At 61.6% G+C, this 21,086-nt stretch carries 14 protein-coding genes; 5 read left to right on the forward strand and 9 right to left on the reverse strand.

Going from position 1 to position 21,086, the window contains the following annotated elements:
* Positions 1 to 243: 243 nt before the first annotated feature.
* From B3E94_RS19290 to B3E94_RS19305, 4 genes are all read right to left on the reverse strand, one after another.
* On the reverse strand, positions 244 to 6,870 hold the full coding sequence (locus B3E94_RS19290) for a DUF3320 domain-containing protein (protein ID WP_286914736.1): 6,627 nt from the start codon (positions 6,868 to 6,870) through the stop codon (positions 244 to 246).
* Positions 6,871 to 7,189: 319 nt separating this feature from the next.
* The gene (locus B3E94_RS19295; RefSeq protein WP_286914738.1) at positions 7,190 to 7,405 is read right to left on the reverse strand and encodes a hypothetical protein; all 216 of its coding nucleotides are present in this window, start codon (positions 7,403 to 7,405) and stop codon (positions 7,190 to 7,192) included.
* 591 nt (positions 7,406 to 7,996) lie between these two features.
* The gene (gene arfB, locus B3E94_RS19300) at positions 7,997 to 8,410 is read right to left on the reverse strand and encodes an alternative ribosome rescue aminoacyl-tRNA hydrolase ArfB (RefSeq protein WP_286914739.1); all 414 of its coding nucleotides are present in this window, start codon (positions 8,408 to 8,410) and stop codon (positions 7,997 to 7,999) included.
* Positions 8,411 to 8,729: 319 nt separating this feature from the next.
* Positions 8,730 to 9,647, reverse strand: a complete 918-nt coding sequence (locus B3E94_RS19305; protein WP_286914812.1) for a LysR family transcriptional regulator — start codon at positions 9,645 to 9,647, stop codon at positions 8,730 to 8,732.
* 104 nt (positions 9,648 to 9,751) lie between these two features.
* Between B3E94_RS19305 and B3E94_RS19310 the strand changes: the two genes are divergently transcribed.
* The 3 genes from B3E94_RS19310 (at position 9,752) to B3E94_RS19320 (ending at position 14,332) form a co-directional block, all read left to right on the forward strand.
* Positions 9,752 to 10,963, forward strand: a complete 1,212-nt coding sequence (locus B3E94_RS19310; RefSeq protein WP_286914740.1) for an MFS transporter — start codon at positions 9,752 to 9,754, stop codon at positions 10,961 to 10,963.
* A gap of 23 nt (positions 10,964 to 10,986) precedes the next feature.
* A complete protein-coding gene (locus B3E94_RS19315; RefSeq protein WP_286914741.1) occupies positions 10,987 to 11,973 on the forward strand; it encodes an alcohol dehydrogenase catalytic domain-containing protein in 987 nt (328 codons plus the stop codon).
* A 163-nt stretch (positions 11,974 to 12,136) separates the two neighbouring features.
* Positions 12,137 to 14,332 (forward strand): TonB-dependent receptor, encoded by a 2,196-nt coding sequence (locus B3E94_RS19320; RefSeq protein WP_286914742.1) that lies wholly within the window; start codon positions 12,137 to 12,139, stop codon positions 14,330 to 14,332.
* Between the two features lie 57 nt (positions 14,333 to 14,389).
* Here the strand turns inward: B3E94_RS19320 and B3E94_RS19325 are convergent, their stop codons facing one another.
* From B3E94_RS19325 to B3E94_RS19340, 4 genes are all read right to left on the reverse strand, one after another.
* Complete coding sequence (locus B3E94_RS19325; RefSeq protein ID WP_286914743.1) at positions 14,390 to 15,532, reverse strand: MFS transporter; 1,143 nt, start codon at positions 15,530 to 15,532, stop codon at positions 14,390 to 14,392.
* A 74-nt stretch (positions 15,533 to 15,606) separates the two neighbouring features.
* Positions 15,607 to 16,215 (reverse strand): dTMP kinase, encoded by a 609-nt coding sequence (locus B3E94_RS19330; RefSeq protein ID WP_176515509.1) that lies wholly within the window; start codon positions 16,213 to 16,215, stop codon positions 15,607 to 15,609.
* Between the two features lie 52 nt (positions 16,216 to 16,267).
* The gene (locus B3E94_RS19335; protein WP_176515511.1) at positions 16,268 to 16,936 is read right to left on the reverse strand and encodes an isochorismatase family protein; all 669 of its coding nucleotides are present in this window, start codon (positions 16,934 to 16,936) and stop codon (positions 16,268 to 16,270) included.
* An 89-nt stretch (positions 16,937 to 17,025) separates the two neighbouring features.
* Complete coding sequence (locus B3E94_RS19340) at positions 17,026 to 17,946, reverse strand: LysR family transcriptional regulator (protein WP_286914744.1); 921 nt, start codon at positions 17,944 to 17,946, stop codon at positions 17,026 to 17,028.
* Positions 17,947 to 18,081: 135 nt separating this feature from the next.
* Between B3E94_RS19340 and B3E94_RS19345 the strand changes: the two genes are divergently transcribed.
* Positions 18,082 to 19,521: an aldehyde dehydrogenase family protein gene (locus B3E94_RS19345; protein WP_286914746.1), complete on the forward strand. Its 1,440-nt coding sequence runs from the start codon at positions 18,082 to 18,084 to the stop codon at positions 19,519 to 19,521.
* Here B3E94_RS19345 and B3E94_RS19350 read toward each other — a convergent pair.
* Positions 19,490 to 19,936, reverse strand: coding sequence for a DoxX family protein (locus B3E94_RS19350; RefSeq protein ID WP_286914747.1), 447 nt, complete (start codon positions 19,934 to 19,936; stop codon positions 19,490 to 19,492). The two genes, B3E94_RS19345 and B3E94_RS19350, sit on opposite strands and share 32 nt — an antisense overlap.
* A 153-nt stretch (positions 19,937 to 20,089) precedes the next feature.
* On the opposite strand from B3E94_RS19350, the gene B3E94_RS19355 reads away from it, so the two are divergent.
* Entirely contained in the window at positions 20,090 to 20,989 is a 900-nt protein-coding gene (locus B3E94_RS19355) for a LysR family transcriptional regulator (protein WP_286914749.1), read from the forward strand.
* The last annotated feature ends 97 nt before the right edge of the window (positions 20,990 to 21,086 follow it).

A 21,086-nucleotide genomic window follows, 5' to 3' on the forward strand; every position in this document is an offset into this window, starting at 1 on the left:
AGCCTGGTGGTGGTGAACAACCACGATCTCGCAACAAGGACGGTCAAGTCCGCGATAAACGGAGCGATGCTGGCAAACCGCGCGGCAAATGACGGTTTACAGGTCAGCAGCATACGATCTCGCTGCTGACCTGTTCTGCCACTGCAAATTAGCCTTCGTGTGTACACAGGCGCGGCACAATTCGAAGCAACAGTGCTACACCCTGAATCGATAAGGGGCGCTGGTAATGCGCCCTATCGAGTATCACTCTGTGATCCGCTTTATCGCTTTTTCGATACGCTGACGGCCCGCGTGGGCAAGCTTACCGACCCCGGCTTCCTTGGCTACTGCGTAAACCAGCCCCTCTCCTACGTGACCATGCTTGGTCATCTCATCTACTAAGGCACCTAGTTCGGGCAAGCAGATTTCAGCAAGTGGGCGAATGGCATCGTCATCACCCGGCCTACGAAAGACAACGTTCATATCCGGCTCGAGATGAGTCGGCCAGAAGAATGTTCCTGCCTGCTCCTCTTCATGAGATCGGAATCGTGCCCGTGCTATTTGATCGACGCGATCACGAATGCGCGAGCCCGTTCTGACCCAGCCATGAGCACGCGCGATACGCCGTGCAAGCGCCATATCGAGCACAGGCCCCTCCTCTGCCACCACATGGGCAATCATCTGTTCCAAGGTAGTCGTGTAGCTCGCTTCGAAGAATCTGTCTGGATCAACCGCCTTCACAGCCTCGGCAGGGTCTGCTTCCTTGTAAACCAGGTGCTCTCCTGGCACATAAGGAGTCACGGTATCTTCTGCTGCTTGAGCCGCGGCAGCTCTGGCGTATTTCAACTCTGGCATTGCGCCAGACGGATCATTGGCTCCGGCAGCTGAAGTCGAAGCTACAACAGCAATCTGATCCACAACCTCAATGACTTCAGCCATGGCAGCATCGACTTTTAGGCGCTCAGCCTCATGGGCAGCATCGATGACCGCCTGCTTGGCCCTCGATTCGGCAAGCAATTCGGTGAGACGTTGATGCACCTTTTCTGCGGTTCCCACGGCATCAACCCACCAGTCGGTCGACCAGATCCTAACGATCTCCCAGCCAAGTCCACGCAGCACAAACTCACGCAGCTTGTCGCGATCACGCGCAGTCGCACTGCGGTGATAGGTAGCCCCATCGCACTCGACACCGGCTAGGAAGCGCCCTGGAGCATCAGGGTGCACAACCCCCAAGTCTACTCGGAAGGAAGAGACACCAATCTGGGTATGGATCTGCCAACCCTTCTTGGCCAAGGCAGCAGCGACTGCCTCTTCAAATGGGCTATCGAATCCACCCACACTACCGAAATTAGCTTCAGCCAAGGCCTGCGGCCCACGTTCAGCAAATTCGAGGAAATGCTTCAGGTCACGCACCCCGACGGCTTGCGTCCGAGCAAGGTCAATGTGCTCTGGGCGGAGGGTCGAGAACAGCACCAGTTCTTGGCGAGCACGCGTAATTGCAACGTTCAGTCGGCGCTCGCCACCCGGACGGTTCATCGGGCCGAAGTTCATAGACATCACGCCGGCAGCGTCTTTTCCGTAGGTGGTCGAGAAATAGATTATGTCCCGCTCGTCGCCCTGGACACTTTCCAGGTTCTTCACGAACACTGGCTCGAGCTCAGACTCAGCGAAGTACGAGTCGAGCGACGGATCCCTCCGGCATGCCTCATCGAGCATGTCCATGATGAGCTTCTGCTGCTCACCGTTGAACGTGACCACTCCCACAGTACGACGGCTCTCACGGAAGGCCGGCGACTGAAGGCGAGCAACAAGGTCAGCAACTAGGGCTCTTGCTTCGATCAGGTTGGTACGTGAGCCGCCCTTGTCGTAGACACCAGCAACTGGACACAGCCTCACAGCCTTATCAGCCGTGAATGGCGAAGGGAACGTCACCAGCTTCGAGCCGTAGTAACGCTGGTTGGAGAACGCGATCAGGCTCTCGTGGCGACTACGGTAGTGCCAGTTCAGATTGCGCATCGGCAGGTTCGCGCTGATGCATTCATCCAGGATGCTTTCGAGATCCGCCTCAACATCTTCGTCATCGGCCGTGGACTCAGCCCGATCGAAGAACGAGGTCGGCGGGAGCTGTTTCGGGTCGCCCACCATAACAACCTGCTTCCCTCGCGCCATCGCACCAACCGCATCCCAGACCGGGATCTGAGAGGCCTCGTCGAAAATGACGAGGTCAAACGGGGTCGAAGCCGGCGGCAGGTACTGAGCGATCGAAAGCGGGCTCATCAGCAAGCACGGCGTGAGTTTCGTGAGCGCCTCTGGTGCCCGAGTCATCAACTCACGCAATGGAATATGCTTGGTCTTCTTGCCCATCTCATGACGCAGCAAGCCCCACTCTGAAGAGCGGCTCACGCTGTCCTGACTCGGCAGGTCAGCACACAGCCGAGCACGGAGCCAGTCCTTCGTCAGCTCGGTGAACTTGTCATCCAGCGCTCGGAAATCGCGAATACGCTGTTCGTGCTCTACGCTCACGAATGTCCGGATGACCTCCTCGTTGTCTACGGTGGTATTCAGCCACCAGCGAGCGTAATTCACCTCGAAGACGCGGCGGACTTTTCCGGAGGTGATCGCTCCGCTTTCCATGGCCTGGACAATGGGGGCGAGACCAACGGCGAAGGCCTCATCTCGTACCTTCCTCCAGGCACACCATGCTTTTAGTCGCGCCTCGGAAGAAACCACGGTCTCGCAATTTTTCTTGAGGTCATTCAAGGAAAGATGTGCGGTCTCATCTACACCGGCCTCGGTGAAGTGACCGATCGAAGTTAGTTGCGATGAACGCTCCTGCAACAACGCAAGCTTTTCACGCAGGCCAACGCCTGCGAGAGCTATCGCACCTTCAGGCTCTAGCAGAGCGTTTCCATCGCCCAAGAGCGTTTGAAGGGGAGCCTTGTAAGCTGCTATCTGCTCCGGGTTCAGCGCGAGCTTCGCAATAGCAGTCGCTACCTGCCCTTGGAACACCACAGCCTGACGTGCAATCTCAAGCCTGGTTTTCAGGTCACTCCAGACTGGTACCAGCTCTCGCAGGTCAGCCAGGTCGGACAGATCACGCTCAACCGCTGCCCGCTGCTTCAACAGGTCGAAGTCACCTTTCAGCAACGCTCCACAGCGGCCCTCCTGCACTTCTGGGTGATCATCAACAAGACGACCGCGCTCTTCGATATCCCGACGCTCAGCCTGGAAGCGCAGCGCTGCAGTAAGGAGTTCAATGTTGGTGTCCTTGCCGCACCAAAGCTGCTGAGTGCTCGAACCAAGGTCGGACAAGGCAGCCATATCGCTATCAATGCGAGTCAGCGTACGAAGCCGTCGCAGCTCTTCCTTCAATGCATCACCCAGCTGGCCTTGCTCGACCAACTGGAGCCCATCATCAATCCAATCCGAGTCTGCTTGCTGGAGCCGAATGGCCTCTTGAAGCTTGATCGACGTCGAAAGCTGCTCAGCCACAGACTTTGAACCTTGCCAAACGGCAACGCACTCATGCCCGGGCTCAAGCTCATCAATAGCGCGGCGCACGGCGCGGATTTCTGCCCAGGTGGCCAAATCTTTACCGTGATCGGCCTCGCCCGCAGAGGTTTGAGTCGGGGCTAGCAAACCCGCAATACGACGCTTTCCGAACCAGGATCTTGGCCAGAACGATTCCTCAGCCTCCTTCCACTCACGCAGCAACAGATCGATGTCGAGCGATTCGATCGTATCGCCATAGGTCGCACCGAGCTGCTGCTTGAGCTCTACTATTTGGCCAAGCAGTGCCATCGCCTGAGCAAGCACACCGGTGACACTTTCCGGCCAGGCCGGGCTGAGCTCACCGAATACGGTGCGACGTTGCTGCAGCAGTTCAATAGCCTGCTTCGCATCCGCCACAACGCGAAAAGTCCAGAGCGGCGAAAGCTTAGCGTTTAGCTCTCGATGTTGTTCAACCCACGCACAGCCATCGCTCAGCCGTTGAGAAATGGAGCGGGCATCAGGCCGCAACGCGAAGCGCCAATCCTGTCCTGCGGCCGCGGGTAGTGCCTGGGAAAGAACTGACAGCCCCTCCAGTGCACCCGGGGTGTATTCCGAAGCTGGTAGCCCAGCCAACTCAACGAACCTATCAGCCGCACGCTGCGCATCTACGACGGCAGGCAACACATCACGAGCCGCCTGCACAAACTGTTGTTGCCAATGAGGTGACCATTCCGCTTGGCCAACTGCGGACAACGCATTACCAGCAAGCTGGCTATAGCCCACAGCTTGAGCATTCACTTCGAGGCGATCGCCCAATTCACGAAGCTCAAGCATTGCTTTCTGGTCATGCGTGTCAGGTGAAGCCCAGCCAACAGGCGCAACAGCTTCATCGCCACCCGAAGTGACCGTGCCAATCGCATCATAGATGGTGTAACCGTTGCGATGGCGCCGGTGCAGTCGCTCGACGTAAATGTTCAAGCTGTCGCGCAGCGTTGCGAGACGCTGAGCCTCAATCTCCCATGCAGCGGAATCGACCTGCCCTTTGGCCTCCCAAGCGGACTGCAGCTGGGCCAGCACATCAGTTTTCCGAGCCTTGCTTGAGTGCAACTCGAGGCAGAACTCACCCAAGCCAATCTCACGCAAGCGACGGTACACGACATCCAGCGCGGCGATCTTCTCCGAAACGAACAGCACGCGACGACCTTGGGCAATAGACTGGGCGATCATGTTGGAAATCGTCTGGCTCTTGCCGGTACCGGGTGGGCCGATGAGAACGAAGTCTTTGCCCTTGGCTGCGGCCATCACTGCAGCCAACTGAGATGAGTCAGACGGCAGCGGGCAGAAAACGTCTGTCGGGCCGTAGTCGCGATCCAGCGATTGCGCCTCTGGGAACGGTGTATCCGAAACGAACGAATCGCGTGGGGTATCCAGTAGGTGCTGAACGACAGGGCTCTGCCGCAGGTGCTCAGCATTCTCGGCCAGATCCTTCCACATGAGGTACTTGGCAAACGAGAACATCGACAGCACGACGTCTTCGCTCAACTCCCAACCAGGGATGTCTTTAATGGCATGGCCGACCTTGTTCCAAATGCCGGCGATATCTAGACCAGAATCGTCTCGAGGAAGCTCATGCTCCAATGAGCCCAAGCCCAACTCGAAATCCTGCCGAAGCATCTCGATCAGGGTTGGGTTGAAGCGCGGCTCGTCATCGTGGAGCACCATGGTGAAACCGGAGCGAGCGCTCTTACGCTCAAGCGTGACCGGAACCAGCACGAGGGGAGCTTTGTACTTCTGCCCTGCCCTGTCCTCACGTGTCCAACTCAAGAAGCCAATGGCCAGGAAGAGCGTATTGGAGCCGCCTTCCTGAAGGGCTGTGCGAGCACCTCGGTAAAGTTCGGTGAGTCGAACATCCATCTCGTTAGATGTCAGCGCAACGAACACCTCTCTGCGCTTAAGGGCATCCTCGGCATGGCGGCGACGAACATCCTCACGCTCACGTTGCTCATACAGAGCGCGCTCCCGCGGGTCAGCACCATCCATGAGGTCTGGCCGGGTGAGCAGCTTCAACGACTGACCACTGGCCAATACGTCCTCAAGGGCTCCTGGATCTGGGGACTCCAGCTTCAGCGCCCGCTTGCCCGTCTTGAAGTTCAAGAGGTTGTTTCGAAGCGAGAGATCCAGGAGTTTACGCTGCCACCGGCCAAGCCGGTCTGCTGGGTCGAGCTTGGAAAGGTCTTCGACCACTACCTCGTGGATCTCATCAGAGATTCCAGCCCCGTCCTCAACCAGGAGCGTCGGAGAATCCACCGGAACCTCATCAGCAATCCGTGCGATCTGAGCCTCAGCACTTGCGAGCGGCTTGATCCGTTGCAGTCGAGCCCGGCGAATGTCGAGCAGCATTTCAAATTCGCTGTCCGCGTCTTCGGTAATCTGCTTCTCACCTCTCTCGACTGCGTAAGAGAAGGTTGGGACAGGATTCTGCGTACTGAGCGTCGTTTCAAATAGAACCAGTTCCCGCAGCTTGACCCGCTTGCGTACCGCCGTCACATCATCGACAAGGGCAGTAGTGAACTCCTCGGGCTTCATCCACAACCCCGCGAAAGCGTGACCGCGGGTGAACACGATGACTGGGTTCAGCCCGATTTGCTCCAGGGCAGCGCAGAATAGCAGGGTAAGATCCATGCAGGTTGCCAAACCAGTATCGGCAATCTGGCTTGGGCTTCGCACCTTTTGACCTGACTGTTCAAAACTTGCCGGCGGCAATGCATAGTCGAGCTTCATCCGTGCGACGGCGCTCCAGACCGCAGACGCCAGCTGCCAAGCTCGCTTCGCGCCACCCTCGTAACCATCCAGCGATGAGGACAGTTCACTTTGGCGAAGCAACTCAGCCGTCTGCTTCAAGAGTCGTTCAACTGCCGGATCATTCGGCTGCACGAAGGCAGCCGTCATGTCAGGAATATGCCGCAACCCACCCCACTGATTTCGGGGCAGAAGGTCTACGACTTGCTCAAAACGGGAGACCTCCTTTCTGCCGCTCTCGGCTTCCTTGTCGTCCGCCTCAAGCACGAAGGTGAATGTCGACAGCTCAGCTTCGGTCAGACGACTAAGCAACGGGCCGTCCAAGACCAAATCAAGACCAGGAATGATCCGGAAACTATCTGCCCCAATCTCGTCGATCCGCCACACCTTGGCCTTGAACACCTCAGGTTCTGAGGTCAATGTCATGGTCGCATTAACGAAACGGTCTTCGGTCTCGTTCGCTATACGAAGTTCGCGAATTACGGGAATGGCGTTCTGGAAGTCGGCAAGGTTCAGCTTCGCCACAAGGGTGGCAAGGATCTTGACTTCTTTGGGTGGGATTTCTTCTTGAGCAGCGGGGGGGTGAACGATGTCGTCCATGCGCAACATTCCTTGTTGTGATGCTCAAGGGAGTGCCGGACTGACCGGCTGCGAAGGGATCCTCTTGAGCTGATGGCGGGATGATAGCGCTTCCTGCTTCAGGCGTAATGATCCTTTGGTCGTTCGCTGATGCTTAATCTGTTCAGCTAAGCAGCGATCTGCAGCAAAGCGCAGATGCATCCTGACTTGCCACAGACCTATCAGCTCTATCGGGGGTAAAAAATTAGTATCAAAGGTTTTTCAAAAGTGGCACAAAACTGCAAAAATCTACATCAAGACTGACTAGCTCAAGGAAAGCCACCTAAAACATTCCAGCGAACTATAAGCTAGATGTATTGGATTCAATACCTATCAATCTCATCTCAATGTTGTTCAAGCCGTCATACACAACTTTTGCATAGGAATGTTCACCAACCCAGTTCAGCTCATTTGTTATTTCTGATAAATCATATTTTATATCATCTAGCTTTTGTGAAATCTCTTCATTGATAGCGACAAGCCGCTCCAGAAGCGTCTCAATATTTTCAGTACTCATAAAAACTCCTTTTCAAAGCAGAGGAAACGGTCTGGTAAGTTCTGCGCAAAGTGGTTGGAGGCTGGCCTAGCTTGGCTGCAAATAGACATTTTGAGGCGCAGCTTGCACATCAAACAGTGGCGCAGTGCTATCATTAGCATAAAGATGACCTCCTGTGGAAGACCTACGCTTCGTAGTACCGCTTCATCGCCTCAACAGCGTTAGTGCTCAAGGCCACCGCGGCACTGTTCGATCAGGCTCAGTAGCGATTTATAGTCACACTCTGCGGCTTGGTTAAATCGTGCTGTTGAAAAATTCTCCCCGATCAGCCAGGTTGCTGATCAAGGACTCGTCCTTCAATTTGAATGCATCAATCGGCGATACCGAGATACTTGCGGAACAGGTTCTGAATCGCCCTGAGCTTCGTAGGCACCTCTTTGTCTTGCACTGAGGCCCATAAAGCTAGTTTATAAACATCAATCGATGAACGGCCGCATTCGTTTCGAGGACTTTGAGTCAGTAATCTCTGGCCCGTGAGTGGCTTATGAACATTTGACATCGCCCACTTGTTAAATCGCGCATTCACAGACGCCATCTATATAGACGCCATCCCTAGAACTCCACCTTCCCCCGCCCCGCCTTAACCGTACTGCGCCTGGCTTTCCCTTCAAGCCGCCGAGTCTTCGAACCAAGTGTCGGCTTGGTAGGCCGGCGTTTCTTCTCGGTCTTGCCAGCATTGATGATCAACTCAGCAAGCCGCGCCAACGCATTAGCACGGTTCTGCTCCTGAGTCCGATACTGCTGCCCCTTGATAATCAACACACCATCACTGGTGATGCGACTGTCACGCAACGCCAGCAGCCGCTCCTTGTAAAACTCGGGCAACGATGAAGCCGGAATGTCAAAGCGCAAATGCACGGCGCTGGACACCTTGTTGACATTCTGCCCACCCGCGCCTTGGGCACGAATGTAGGTCAGTTCGATTTCAGCATCCGGCAGATGCACGTTGTTGGAGATAGTCAGCATGGCACGGCCCTTGTCATTGCCCCGATTATCACAGCCTCAGCCCACCCGTGCACCTGAATCTCGGAAACTTGCGGAAATACAGACAACGCAAGCCTCGGTACGCGCTGAGCTATCATGCCCGGCTACTTTTTTTTTGCTGGCTCGAAGGAACCGTGATGAACCGACTTATAGTGCCTGCTGCCATCTTCATCAGCGTCATGTTCGTAGGCAAGGTTTTCGAGCATCTGGGCGTCGAAGGCAATGTAAAATTCGGATTGCTTTGCTTGATAGCAATCGTTGTCCAGGTGGTGGTGACGCGTCACCTGAGGTCGCGAGCGACTTAACCGAAATACCGCCCCTCCATCCGCTCAACCAGAAAGTCGATAAACACCCTCACCCGCTGCGGCAACTGCCGCCCGGGCCCAATGAACACCGCATGCAAAATATCCTCCTCGCCACTTTCATACCCCTCCAGCAACGGCACCAACCGCCCCGCCTCGATATCCGCCCCCACATGGAAATTGGCCAGGCGCGCCACCCCGGCGCCGCCCAGGGCCAACTGGCGCATGCTCTCCCCGTCCTGCAGCAGCAAATTGCCCTGGGGCTCCACCTCGATGCGCTCACCATCAGCCCCGCGATACACCCACGCCTGCGAGTGCCGGTGAAAACCAAAGGCCAATCGATTGTGCCCAAGCAGCTCCTGGGGGGTGCGCGGTGTGCCCTTGCGCGCCAGATACTCGGGTGATGCCACCGTCAACAGCCGGCTGCGGCCCAGGTGCCGCTGCACCAGCCGCGAGGCTTTCAGCGGGCCGGAGCGGATCGCGACGTCGGCGCGCCGCTCAAGCAGGTCGACCACCGTGTCGGTCAGCTCGATGTTCAAGGTGATCTGCGGGTAGGCCTCGAGAAACGCCGGCACCAGGGGCACCAGGCAGTGCAGGCCGAACGGCAGGTTGCTGTTGATGTGGATGATGCCGCTGGGGCAAGCGGCATTGGCCACGTCGCGTTCGGCGTTGTCGATCTGCTCGAGAATGCGCAGGCTTTCGACATGGAAGCGCTCGCCCTCGGCGGTCAGTTCCAGGCGGCGGGTCGAGCGCAGCAGCAGGCGCGCGCCCAGGCGCTGCTCCAGGCGTGCGATCAACTTGCTCACTGCCGATGGCGTCATGTCCAGGCGCCGCGCAGCTTCCGAGAAAGTGCCGCAAGCGACCACTTCGGCGAACACCTCCATCTCGCCGGAGCGGTTGATGTCTTTAGCGCGTATTTGCATGACTTGAATTCACAGCTGGTTGGAATTGCACGAGTCTACATCACAAACCAAACGGCTCGTATCGTGTGCTGCATCATTCACCTTGCGAGCATTCGTTCATGACTACCCCCTCCTCCACACGCATTCACCCCGGGGTGTACGTGCTGGCCCTGACCGCCTTCGCCATTGGCGTGGCCGAGTTCATCGTGGTCGGCATTCTCCCGGCCATCTCCAGCGACCTGGGCGTGACCCTGGCCACTGCGGGCGGCCTGGTTGGCCTGTACGCCTTGGCATTGGCAGTGTTCACCCCGTTCATCGTGCTGCTGCTCGGGCGCCTGCCGCGCAAGCCGGTGCTGGCGGGCCTGGTGGCGATCTTTCTCGCCGGCAACCTGCTCTCGGCGCTGTCCAGTGACTACACCACGCTGTTGATCGGCCGGCTGATCACCGCCGTCGCCCATGGCAGCTTCTTCGCCATTGGCGCGACGGTCGCGGCCAGCCTGGCACCCAAGGGCCAGGCCAGCAAAGCGATCGCCATCATGTTCGCCGGGCTCACCCTGGCCATGGTCATCGGCGTGCCACTGGGCAGCTTCCTGGGCAACGCCATGGGCTGGCGCCTGCCGTTCTACGCGGTGGCGGCGCTCAGCGCGCTGGCCTTGCTGGCCACGCTCGCCTGGCTGCCGGCGCTGAAAACCGCCGAGGCCGGCAGCATCCGCACCCAGCTCGCGGCGCTCGGCCACCCGGCGATCTGGTCGATGATGCTGGTGACCATCCTCGGCTTTGGCGCAAGCTTTGCGGCGTTCACCTTCATCACGCCGATTCTCACCGATATCACCGGCTTCTCCTCGGCCACGGCCAGCAGCCTGCTGGTGGTGTTCGGCATCGCCACGCTGATCGGCAACCTCGCCGGTGGCCGCCTGGCCGACCGCCTTGGCTGGCAACGTGCGCTGCGGGTGCTGTTCGTGTTGCTGGCGGCGGTGCTGGTGTTGCTGGGCTTCTCGCTGTCGTCGCCGGTTGCGATGGTGGTGCTGCTGTTCGTCTGGGGCGTGTTGGCCTTTGGCATGACCCCAGGCTTCCAGGCCGGCATGCTCGACACCGCCGGGCGCTACACCCCCAAGGCGGTGGACTTTGCCTCGGGGCTGAACATCTCGGCCTTCAACCTGGGCATCACCTTGGGTGAGTCCGCCGGCAGCTACCTGGTGACCCACGGCCAACTGGCCCTCACCCCGTGGGCGGGTGTGGTTGCGGCGGTGCTGGTGCACCTGCCGCTGGCCTGGTTGGCCTGGCGCGGCAAACGCTCGGCGATTGCCTGCCCGCCTTTGCACACGCTGTGAACCCTTCCTACAAGGAGCGCTACATGTCTAACACCTACCAAGCCTGGGGCTGGACCCCAGGCGCCGGCCTCGATGGCCTGCAACTGCTGCGCAAACCCCTGGCGCAACCCGGCCCCGGCGAAGTGCTGGTGGCCAACCGCGCCATCGCCCTCAACCCGGTGGACTGGAAGATCTGCGAATGGGGCCACCCCGACTGGCATGCAGGCACGGTGCCTGGCGTGGACGGTGTCGGCGTCGTCGCGGCGGTCGGCGCTGGGGTGCAGATCCCGCTGGGCACTCGCGTCGCTTACCACCAGTCGCTGTCGCGCGATGGCAGCTTCGCCGAGTACTGCCTGGTGGATGCCTACCTGTTGATGCAGTTGCCGGCCACGATCGACGAGGGTGTCGCGGCCGCCGTGCCCTGCCCGGCCATCACCGCCTGGCAGGCGCTGGCCAAGGTGCCCCAGGGGGCTTCGAGCGATGTGCTGGTAATTGGCGCCGGTGGCGCGGTGGGGTTTTACCTGGCGCAGCTGGCCGTGCAGCGCGGTTTGCGGGTCTGGGCCACCGCCGGCGCCCGGCACCGTGCCGGGCTCAAGGCGCTGGGCGTGATCGAGGTGTTCGACTACCACGACGCCCAGTGGCAAACCCAGTTGCAAAGCGCATTGGGCGAGCGCCCCCTGCACGCCTTGTTCGACACGGTCAGCGGCGCCCATGCCGCCAGCCTTGCCCACCTGCTCGGCTACAACGGCCATCTGGTGTGCATCCAGGACCGCCAGGAATCAGCGCCATTGCCCGCCTTCAGCAGCGCGATTTCGCTGCATGAAGTCGCCCTGAACAGCATTCACGCCCATGGCCGCCCGCTCGATCACCGGGCATTGCGAGCCGAGGCGCAGCGGTTGCTGCAGCAGGTCGCCGATGGCCAGCTGCTGACCCCGGCGCGCCTGGAGTTCGCGTTCGAAGCGCTGCCACAGGCGTTGCGCCAACTGAAGGAAGCCAGCACGCCAGGCAAGTGGGTAACGCGGCTGGCCTAACCTGCCCCCATCGCCGGCCCCTGTAGGAGCCGGCCTGCCGGCGATAGGGCCCGCAAGCCAAACCATTCAACATTGGTAGTAGTACGAATGATAAAGCTTCTCTTTATAAATTGTTACAATTTATATAGGATCTGCCTCCCCATCCCGCCGTAGACGCTTCTCAATGCCTTGCGCCACCCCTTCCCGCTCGCTATTGACCTCTTGCCTGCTCACCACCTCGCTGGTCGCCACCGCCCAAGCTGCCGAGCCAGTACCCGCAGCCCCGGTGCTGGCACTGCCTTCCACGACCGTGGAAGCAGACCGCGAAGCGCAGTTGCAGACGCAGGAACTGCCCTCCTACAAGCTCACCGCACCGTTGATCGACACCCCCCGCTCGATCACCGTGATCCCGCAGGAAGTCATCAAGTCCAGCGGCGCGACGACCTTCACCGATGCCTTGCGCACGGTACCGGGCATCACTTTCCTCGGCGGTGACGCTGCCGCCAACCCCTCGGCCGATCGCCCGGTGATTCGCGGCTTCGAATCGCGCAACTCGATCTTCGTCGACGGCATGCGCGACACCGGTGTGCAGAACCGCGAAACCTTCGATGTCGAGCGCATCAGCATCATCAAGGGCCCCGACTCGGTGTATGCCGGCCGCGGCGCGGTCGGCGGCAGCGTCGACATCGAAACCAAGGCGCCCAAGGCGCAGGACTTCCTCGACGCCAGCGTCGGCATGGGCACCGACGCCTACAAGCGCACCACGCTGGACGTCAACCGGGTGATCGACCAGAGCACCGCATTCCGCCTCAACGTCATGGGGCACTACGCCGACCAGCCAGGCCGCACCGACGTGTTCAGCAAGCGCTGGGGCGTGGCGCCGTCGATCAGCTTCGGCCTGGGCGGCCCGACCACCGTCACCCTGGGCTACTACCACCTGTCCAGCCACGACATGCCGGACTTCAGCGTGCCGTTTCGCTCCACCGGCGGCACCCCTGCCTCGGAATTCAAGCGCAAGGACTTCTACGGCCTGAACGACCGCGATTACCGCCGTGGCCAGACCGACAGCGGCCAGGTGCGCATCGAGCACGAACTCGATGACGACTGGAAGGTGCGCAACACCACCAGCTACGGGCGCTCGACCCTCGACTACATCGCCACCAACCCGCAGTTCCTCAAGGGTTCCAACGACGTCATCCAGCTGCAGGCGAAAAGCGGCAAGTACGCCACCAACACCCTGGCCAACCAGACCGAACTGACCGGCTCGCACACCTTGTTCGGCCTGGACAGCAAGCTCACCACCGGCATCGAGCTGAGCCACGAGAAGAGCTTGTACGAGGGTTACCTGGTCACCGACAGCACCGGCAGTAACATCCGCGGTGGCGGCTCATGCGCCGTGGCCGGCAACTGCACCACCATCGGTGGCTGGGACCCGGACATGGACTGGACCGGCAGTGCCACGCTCAATGGCGACAGCTTCCCCGGCAAGCCGATCTACACCACCACCAACATGGCCTCGGCCTACGCCTTCGACAGCCTGGCACTGTCGGAAAAGTGGCTGCTCAACACCGGTGTGCGCCTGGACTACTACAACACCCGGGTGGACCAGAGCGGCGCGCAGAACCTGCAGAACATCGCCAACCTGTTCAGCTACCAGGTGGGCCTGGTGTACAAGCCCATCGACAACCTGAGCCTGTACACCTCCTACGGCACCTCGGCCAACCCGCCGGGCGCCAACGGTGGTACGGGCGGCGGCAACGACCAACTGACCGCGAACAACGACGACCTCTCGCCCGAGCGCAGCCGCAACATCGAAGTGGGCGCCAAGTGGGACGTGCTGGACGGGCGCCTGTCGCTGACCTCGGCAATCTTCCAGACCGACAAGACCAACGCCCGTGTCAGCGATGGCCTGGGCGGCATCGAGAACGCCGGTTCCCAACGTGTGCGCGGGGTGGAGCTGGGCGTAGCGGGCGAGCTGACCCCGCAATGGCGCGTGTTCGGCGGCTACTCCTACCTCAACGCAGTGACCACCGATGCCGGCGATGCCAATGAATCGGCCTCGGGCCTGCCGATGGTCATGGTGCCCAAGCACAACCTGACCCTCTGGACCTACTACGACGTGACCCCGAAGTGGACGGTCGGCACCGGGGTGAAGGCCTCCAGCCTGATCTATGCGTCGGTCAGCGACACCACGCGCAAGTGGACCCCGGGCTACGCCGAAGTCGATGCCATGGCCTCCTACAAGGTCTCCAAGTCGCTGGACGTGCAGCTGAACCTGAAGAACCTGTTCGACCGCCAGTACTTCGCCTCGGCCTACCCCATCTACGCGACCTGGGCCGAAGGCCGCTCGGCGCAGGTGACGTTCAACTTCCACTATTGAGGGTGGCAGCCATTCCCAGGCCGGCTCATGCCTGGGAATGGGGTTGTAGCGCCAGGCTCAGTGTGACCGGCGTTGCGACCAGAGGCAGCCCATCGCCGCCAAGGCCAGCGCCAGCGCGGCGGCGGCATACACCCAGAGCGCAGGGGCACGGGCAAGCAGCAGGCCGGCGAGCACCGGGCCAAGCCCGGCGCCGATGTCGCGCCACACCGCATTGCCCGCCAGCGCCTGGATCCGCCCCTCGGGGTTGCGCCGCGCCACCAGGGTGACCACCAGCGGCAGTTGCAGCGCGCGCAGCACCAGCACCAGCGCCGCGCCAACGATCAGCCAGTCGCTGCCGAACATCAGCAACGCCAGCGAAGTGGCCAGCGACAGCACCACCAGCATGCGCAGCGCGCCGAAACGGTCGGCCAGGCGCCCACCGAACGGGCTGAACAGCATCTCGCTGAGGTAGCGCACCGCCATCAGCACACCCGCCACCAGCACCCCGCTACTGCCCAGCTGCGTCTGCGCATAGAGCGACAGGCCGAAGATGAACAGCCCATCGAGCGCCACCCCCTCGACGAACGACCAGGTGGCGATGCTGTCCGGCAGGCGCAGGCGGCGGCCCTTGGCCCCGGCCATTTCGTGCCCCTTGGCCGGCAAGGCGCGGGCAGCCCACACCCCGCACAGGCAGCTGAGGCACAGCACCAGGAAGATGCTGCGCGGCCCGAAGCTCTGGGCCATCACCGCGCCCAGCGGCAAGGCCAGCATCGGCCCGATCGAAATGATTGCCCGGGAACGCCCGGCGCGCCGCGCAGCGCCCTGGGCATCGGCGGTGGCGAGGGTTTGCGTGCTGAGGTTGAAGGTGGCGAAGCACAGGCCCCAGACCAGGCGCAGCACCAGCAGCGCGGCAAACCCACTCAAGGTCGCGTAGCCCAGCGCGCAGATGGCCGCAGCCGCAGCCGCGAGGCTGCACATCGCGCGATCGCCATGGCGGGCGTAGCGGCGCACCACCCAACCGTAACCGACGATCCGCACCAGCCGGTTGGCCGCCAGCAGCACACCGGCCTGGGCCAGGCTCACGCCAAAGTCGGCCGCATACATCGGCAACAGCAGGTACAGCAGCACATCACTGGGCAGGCACAGGCTCAGGGCCAGGCCCGCGTTGCGCGAATCTCGGTCGACGCGGTGCGTTTGCACCGGCACGGCAGCGCACGACATGGCGGCCTCGGCAAGACGAAAGGGGGTCGCAGCATAACCCAGGATCGGGCCCTGGAAACACGCTCAGCGGCGCATCAAGGCAGGCCAAGGATTTCGCCAACCACCTGCCTCGTCGCCGCTTCGAGGGTCCCTTCATTGCGGCACAGCACCCAGCCATGCTCGGCAACCGCCCGCTCGAACGCCTCGGTCGCGGCCACCTGCTCTTCGAGCCTGAACATCACCGTACTGCTCAAGCCCCGCCGCCGGGCCGCGGCCCTGGCCCAGGAGATTTCGGGGGCGGTCACCACGCCGACATGCAGGTCGGGCACCTGCACGTGGTGCGCCAGGTTCAGCTGCAGGATCTCGGCAAACGGCACGATGCGGCGAAAGGCGGCTTCGGAGGGGTACCAGCGGTCGATGAGGATGATGCTACCGGCGGGCTGCTTGGGCAGCACGTGCTGGGAAATCCACTGGCGGCTCTGGGCGAAGCGCTCGCACACCTGCAGCTCCAGCTCGCGGGAGGGGTTGCGCACCAGGGCGTTGACCAGCGCCATGGTCTGCCCCCTGAACGGGTCGCTCTTGCTCTCGCTCAAGCGGATCACTTTGCGGCCATGGGCCCTCAGCGCTTGGGTAACGGCTTCCAGCAGCGTGGTCTTGCCGGCCCCTTTGGGGCCATCGAAAGAAACGAACAGCGAACGGGTCATGGTTCAGGCAACGCGTGGGGGTGCATGGGCGCCGAGGCGCCCATGGCGGTTGTCAGCGATATTTGTCCAGGTGGGTTTCCGGGCCGTCTTTGGCCACCGCTTGCGCCTTGCCGAAGCTTTCCATCAGGCATTTGTATTCAGGGCACACATGGTCAGCCAGGATTTCAGCGAAGCGCGAGCCCTCCGGCCGGTTCCAAGTCTGCATCAATTCGGCGACGATGGCGAAGGTGTCTGTAGGAATCGCGCCAGCTTGCACCACGCGCGCGATGGTGGTGTCGGTGGCAAGCTTGCTCCAGTTACCCGAAGCGTCCACCACGCAGTAGGCCTTGTAGCCCGCCTGTACCGCACTGACCGCCGGGAAGGCCATGCACACGCTGGTCAGCGTGCCGGCGATGATCAGCGTCTTGCGCCCGGTCTTTTCAACCTCCTGTACGAACAGCGGGTTGTCCCAGGTATTGATCTGCCCCGTGCGCGGTACATACACCGCGTGAGGGGCGTATTGATGAATCTCGGGTATCAACGGCCCGTTGGGGCCATCGGGCACGGAGGCGGTGGTGATCACCGGGATGTTCAAGAGCGTCGCGGTCTTGGCGATCGCGATCACGTAGTTGCGAAGGTCAGGGATAGGCAGATCACGAACGGTGTTGAACAAGCCGCTCTGGTGGTCGATGAGAAGAATGACCGCATCGTTTGGGTCCAGCATGCCATTGAGGGTAGCCATGGTGTTTCCTCATAGGTCTGTGAGTGACGCTGCATGCCCCGCTGCTGTCCTGAGGCTCATCAAGGGTAGACCACAGGTTCACTCAAGGCTCAGGGCTTTGCCCCGCCCGTCAGGTTGCCGGGCCGCAGCTCATGCACCAGCTCGATCAAGGCACGCAAGCGGGCCGGCACGAAGCGATGCCCCGAGTAATACAGCCTCAGCCCGGCAAACGCCGGGCACCAGGGCTGGAGCAGCGGCACCAGCGCGCCGCTTTGCAGCTCCTGCTGGATGAACCACTCGGAAATGAAGCCCACCCCCAGCCCCATCAGCACGGCCTGCTTGATCGCCAGCAGCTCGTTGAAGGCAAAACGCACCGGCAACTCCATCTGCAGCTTCTGGCCGTCGCGCTCCAGCTCCCAGTGGTAGATGCCACCATGGGACATGCGCATGCCGATGCTCTGGTGCCCGAGCAGGTCTTGCGGTTGGCTGGGCGTGCCGTGCTGGGCGAGGTACGCCGGGGAGGCCACCACCAGCATGCGGATGTCGGCCGACAGCGGCACGGCGATCATGTCCTGGGGCACCGACTCGGCCAGGCGGATACCGGCGTCGTAACCTTCGGCCACCACGTCGATCAGGCGTGGCTCGCTGACGATGTCGATGCGCACTTGCGGGTAGCGCCGGGCGTACTCGCCGAACAGCGGCTCCAGCAGCAGATAGGCCGCGGCCTGGGGCGCATTGATGCGCAGGGTGCCGCGCGGCTCGTCGGGGCTGGCACCGGCCTCCTCCCCTGCACGGGTGATTTCCGCCAGCGCCGGTGCAATGCGCTCCACGTAGCGCTGGCCGGCATCGGTGAGGGCGACGCTGCGCGTGGAGCGGTTGAACAAGCGCACTTTCAAACGCGCCTCAAGGCCGGCAACCGCGCTGCTGACCGCCGTGGTGGACATGCCCAGCTCCTGGGCGGCGCCGCGAAAGCTGCTGCGGCGGGCGACCGCGAGCACGGCCTCGAGCTCGGTGATGCCTGTTCTGTGCATGGGTTGCCTTGGGAATTGTCCCGAAAATCCGGATGAGTCATACCCTAAAGGGTGGCTTATCGGAACAATAAACCATTCCTAGACTTCTCTCCTACCCGCTCGCAGCCGCCGAGCCCATTGCAAAGAGAAGCCACTATGCAGCGCATCGAACACCTCTACATCAACGGCCAGTTCGTCACCCCGCACGGCGAGGAATGGTTCAACCTGCACAACCCGAGCACCGAGGCGGTCATCGGCCAGGTTCGCCTGGGCGATGAGCAGGACGCCCAGCGCGCCATCGCCGCGGCGAAGGCGGCCTTCCCTGCCTGGTCACGCACCACCCGCGAACAGCGCATCGCCGCCTTGCGCCGCATGCACCAGGCCGTGGCAGCCCGTGAAGAAGAGCTGATGGAAGCGATCACCCTGGAATATGGCGCGCCCTTGGTACGCGGGCGCTGGATGGCCACTTACCCTGCCGATGTGATTGCCCAGGCGATCGACGCACTGCAGGCCTTCACCTTCGAAGAACAAGCCGGCATCGCCCGGGTCATCCACACGCCGGTGGGTGTCGCCGGCCTGATCACCCCCTGGAACAGCAACGCAGGCTTTATCTGCAACAAGCTGGCGACCGCGCTGGCGGCAGGCTGCACCGCCGTCATCAAACCCAGCGAGATGAGCGCAATGCAGACGCAGATCATCGCCACTGCATTGCACGAGGCGGGCCTGCCCCCAGGCGTGTTCAATATCGTCAACGGCCGCGGCGACGTGGTTGGCGAAGCCATCGCCCGGCATCCCGACATCGCCAAGATTTCCTTCACCGGCTCTTCGGCCGTCGGCCGGCACCTGATCGCAGCCGGCGCCGAAACCATGAAGCGCGTCACCCTCGAGCTTGGCGGCAAGTCGCCCACCGTGGTGCTCGACGATGCCGACTTCCAGGCCATCATGCCGCTGGTGCTGCAAGCGGGCTTTCTCAACAGCGGCCAAGCCTGCATTGCCGGCACCCGCATCCTGGTACCGCGTGCCCGGCTGAGCGAGTTCGAGCAGGTTGCCAAGCAGGCGCTTGGCCATATCCGTAGCGGCGACCCTCGCAGCGCCGACACCGACATCGGCCCCATGGTCAGCCAGAAGCAGTGGGAACGGGTGCAGCACTACATTCGCCTGGGCCAGGAAGAAGGTGCGACCTTGCTGGCAGGTGGCGAGGGCCGCCCTGAAGGCCTGGAGGCCGGCTGGTTCGTGAAGCCGACCTTGTTCACCCAGGCCAACAACCAGATGCGCATCGCCCGCGAGGAAATTTTCGGCCCGGTGCTGACCATCATTCCCTACGAAGATGAAGCCGATGCCCTGCAGATCGCCAACGACACCCTGTATGGCCTGAGCGCCCTGGTGCTGGGCAGCTCAACCGAGCGCTGCCTGCGCATCGCCCGCCAGATCGACTCCGGACGGGTGTTGATCAACACCCTGGCCCACGAGCCAAGCGCGCCGTTTGGCGGGTTCAAGCATTCCGGGCTGGGCCGCGAGATGGGCAAGTGGGGCATCAGTGCCTATCTCGAGCCCAAGACGCTGCTCATGCACGGCGACGACGGGCATCGAGGCTGAAGCGGCCGGCACCGAACGCGGCGACCTGCAGCAGGCCGCCGGCCATGGCGAGGTTCTTGAAGAAGTGGATGAACTGGTTCTGGTCGCCCAGTTGGTGATGGAACGCCAGTGCGGTGGCCACACTGAAGGCGGCCAGTACCCACGCCACGCTGCGGGTACGGTAGCCGGCGAGCAAGGCGAGGCCGCCGACGACTTCGACGACGATGGCCACCACCAGCGCCAGCGCCGGGAATGGCAAGCCTGCCGAGCCGATGTAGCCGACCATCATCGCCGGCGCTGCGAGCTTGGACAGGCCGGACAGTATGAAGATCGCACTCATCAGCGCACGGCCGACCAGCGCGGCAGTGTCGCTGCCAACGGCGGTGCGGGTCAGTTTAGCGGTGGTTTGAGCAGGCGTGATTGCAGACTGGGACATGAGGCATTTTCCAGGGTTGGGCGCATCCACTGTGGAGCGCCGCGATGGAAAAAAGTCTGACACCGGGCCTAACATCTGAATAGCCGACTAATTTCGACGATTACGTTCTAGAATCTAGAAATGTTTGCCTAGCCCCCCACCCAGGACCTTCGCATGATTTCTGACCCAGGCACCCCGACGCTCGACCAATTGCGGGTGTTTCTCACCGTGGTCGAGGTGGGCAGCTTTGCTGCGGCTGCGCGCAAGTTGAGCCGCGCCACCTCGGTGGTCAGCTACTCGATCGCCAACCTTGAAATGCAGCTGGGTGTCCAGTTGTTCGACCGGCAGACCACGCGCAAGCCGCAGTTGACCGAAGCCGGGCGAACGGTGCTGGCTGAAGCCCGTGCCATCGCCAATGGTATCAATGGCTTACGTGCGAAAGTTAAGGGATTGCTTCAGGGTCTTGAAGCAGAGCTTCATGTGGTGCTCGATGTCATGCTCCCCGCCGAGCGCGTGGTCGATGCCCTGAAATCGTTCCAGGCGCACTTCCCCACGGTTTCCCTGCACCTGCACATGGAAGCCCTGGGTGCCGTGACCCAGCTGGTGCTCAATCGCGGCGCCAGCATTGGCGTCAGCGGCCCTTTGGAAGGCCCCATGGATGGCATCGAGCGCATCGCCGTCGGTAGCGTCGAGCTGATACCCGTGGCGGCGCCCAATCACCCATTGGCCCAAGCCGGGTCGAACCCACCGGGCGCCGGGCGCGAGCATGTTCAACTGGTGCTGTCGGACCGTTCGCCGCTCACCGAAGGCAAGGACTTCGCCGTCATCGGCACGCGCACGTGGCGCCTGGCCGACCTGGGCGCCAAGCACATGCTGCTCAAGGAAGGGGTGGGTTGGGGCAACATGCCGTTGCCGATGGTGCGCGATGACCTGGAGACAGGCCGGCTGGTGCGCCTGGCACTGCCGGACTGCGAAATCGGCACCTACCCCTTCGATGCCATCTACCGCACCGACACCCCGCCCGGCCCCGCTGCGCAGTGGCTGATCGACCATTTGCGCGAGGGCGCCGTGTAGCCCCTCCACTGTTGCAAATTTTCGAACATCAGCCTCGATTTTATTCGGCTATTGCGATACCTGGGCCTGTGCCAGAGTTGATCACACCCCATTACCC

This window comes from Pseudomonas sp. UBA6315 (genome assembly GCF_002438125.1).
Lineage (GTDB): Bacteria > Pseudomonadota > Gammaproteobacteria > Pseudomonadales > Pseudomonadaceae > Aquipseudomonas > Aquipseudomonas faucium.

What these genes read in the sequence shown, in the direction of transcription:
- B3E94_RS19290 (WP_286914736.1), bottom strand. Translation starts at nt 6,870, where the DNA reads ATGGACGACATCGTTCACCCCCCCGCTGCTCAAGAAGAAATCCCACCC.
- B3E94_RS19295 (WP_286914738.1), bottom strand. Translation starts at nt 7,405, where the DNA reads ATGAGTACTGAAAATATTGAGACGCTTCTGGAGCGGCTTGTCGCTATC.
- arfB (WP_286914739.1), bottom strand. Translation starts at nt 8,410, where the DNA reads ATGCTGACTATCTCCAACAACGTGCATCTGCCGGATGCTGAAATCGAA.
- B3E94_RS19310 (WP_286914740.1), top strand. Translation starts at nt 9,752, where the DNA reads ATGACTACCCCCTCCTCCACACGCATTCACCCCGGGGTGTACGTGCTG.
- B3E94_RS19315 (WP_286914741.1), top strand. Translation starts at nt 10,987, where the DNA reads ATGTCTAACACCTACCAAGCCTGGGGCTGGACCCCAGGCGCCGGCCTC.
- B3E94_RS19320 (WP_286914742.1), top strand. Translation starts at nt 12,137, where the DNA reads ATGCCTTGCGCCACCCCTTCCCGCTCGCTATTGACCTCTTGCCTGCTC.
- B3E94_RS19325 (WP_286914743.1), bottom strand. Translation starts at nt 15,532, where the DNA reads ATGTCGTGCGCTGCCGTGCCGGTGCAAACGCACCGCGTCGACCGAGAT.
- B3E94_RS19330 (WP_176515509.1), bottom strand. Translation starts at nt 16,215, where the DNA reads ATGACCCGTTCGCTGTTCGTTTCTTTCGATGGCCCCAAAGGGGCCGGC.
- B3E94_RS19335 (WP_176515511.1), bottom strand. Translation starts at nt 16,936, where the DNA reads ATGGCTACCCTCAATGGCATGCTGGACCCAAACGATGCGGTCATTCTT.
- B3E94_RS19340 (WP_286914744.1), bottom strand. Translation starts at nt 17,946, where the DNA reads ATGCACAGAACAGGCATCACCGAGCTCGAGGCCGTGCTCGCGGTCGCC.
- B3E94_RS19345 (WP_286914746.1), top strand. Translation starts at nt 18,082, where the DNA reads ATGCAGCGCATCGAACACCTCTACATCAACGGCCAGTTCGTCACCCCG.
- B3E94_RS19350 (WP_286914747.1), bottom strand. Translation starts at nt 19,936, where the DNA reads ATGTCCCAGTCTGCAATCACGCCTGCTCAAACCACCGCTAAACTGACC.
- B3E94_RS19355 (WP_286914749.1), top strand. Translation starts at nt 20,090, where the DNA reads ATGATTTCTGACCCAGGCACCCCGACGCTCGACCAATTGCGGGTGTTT.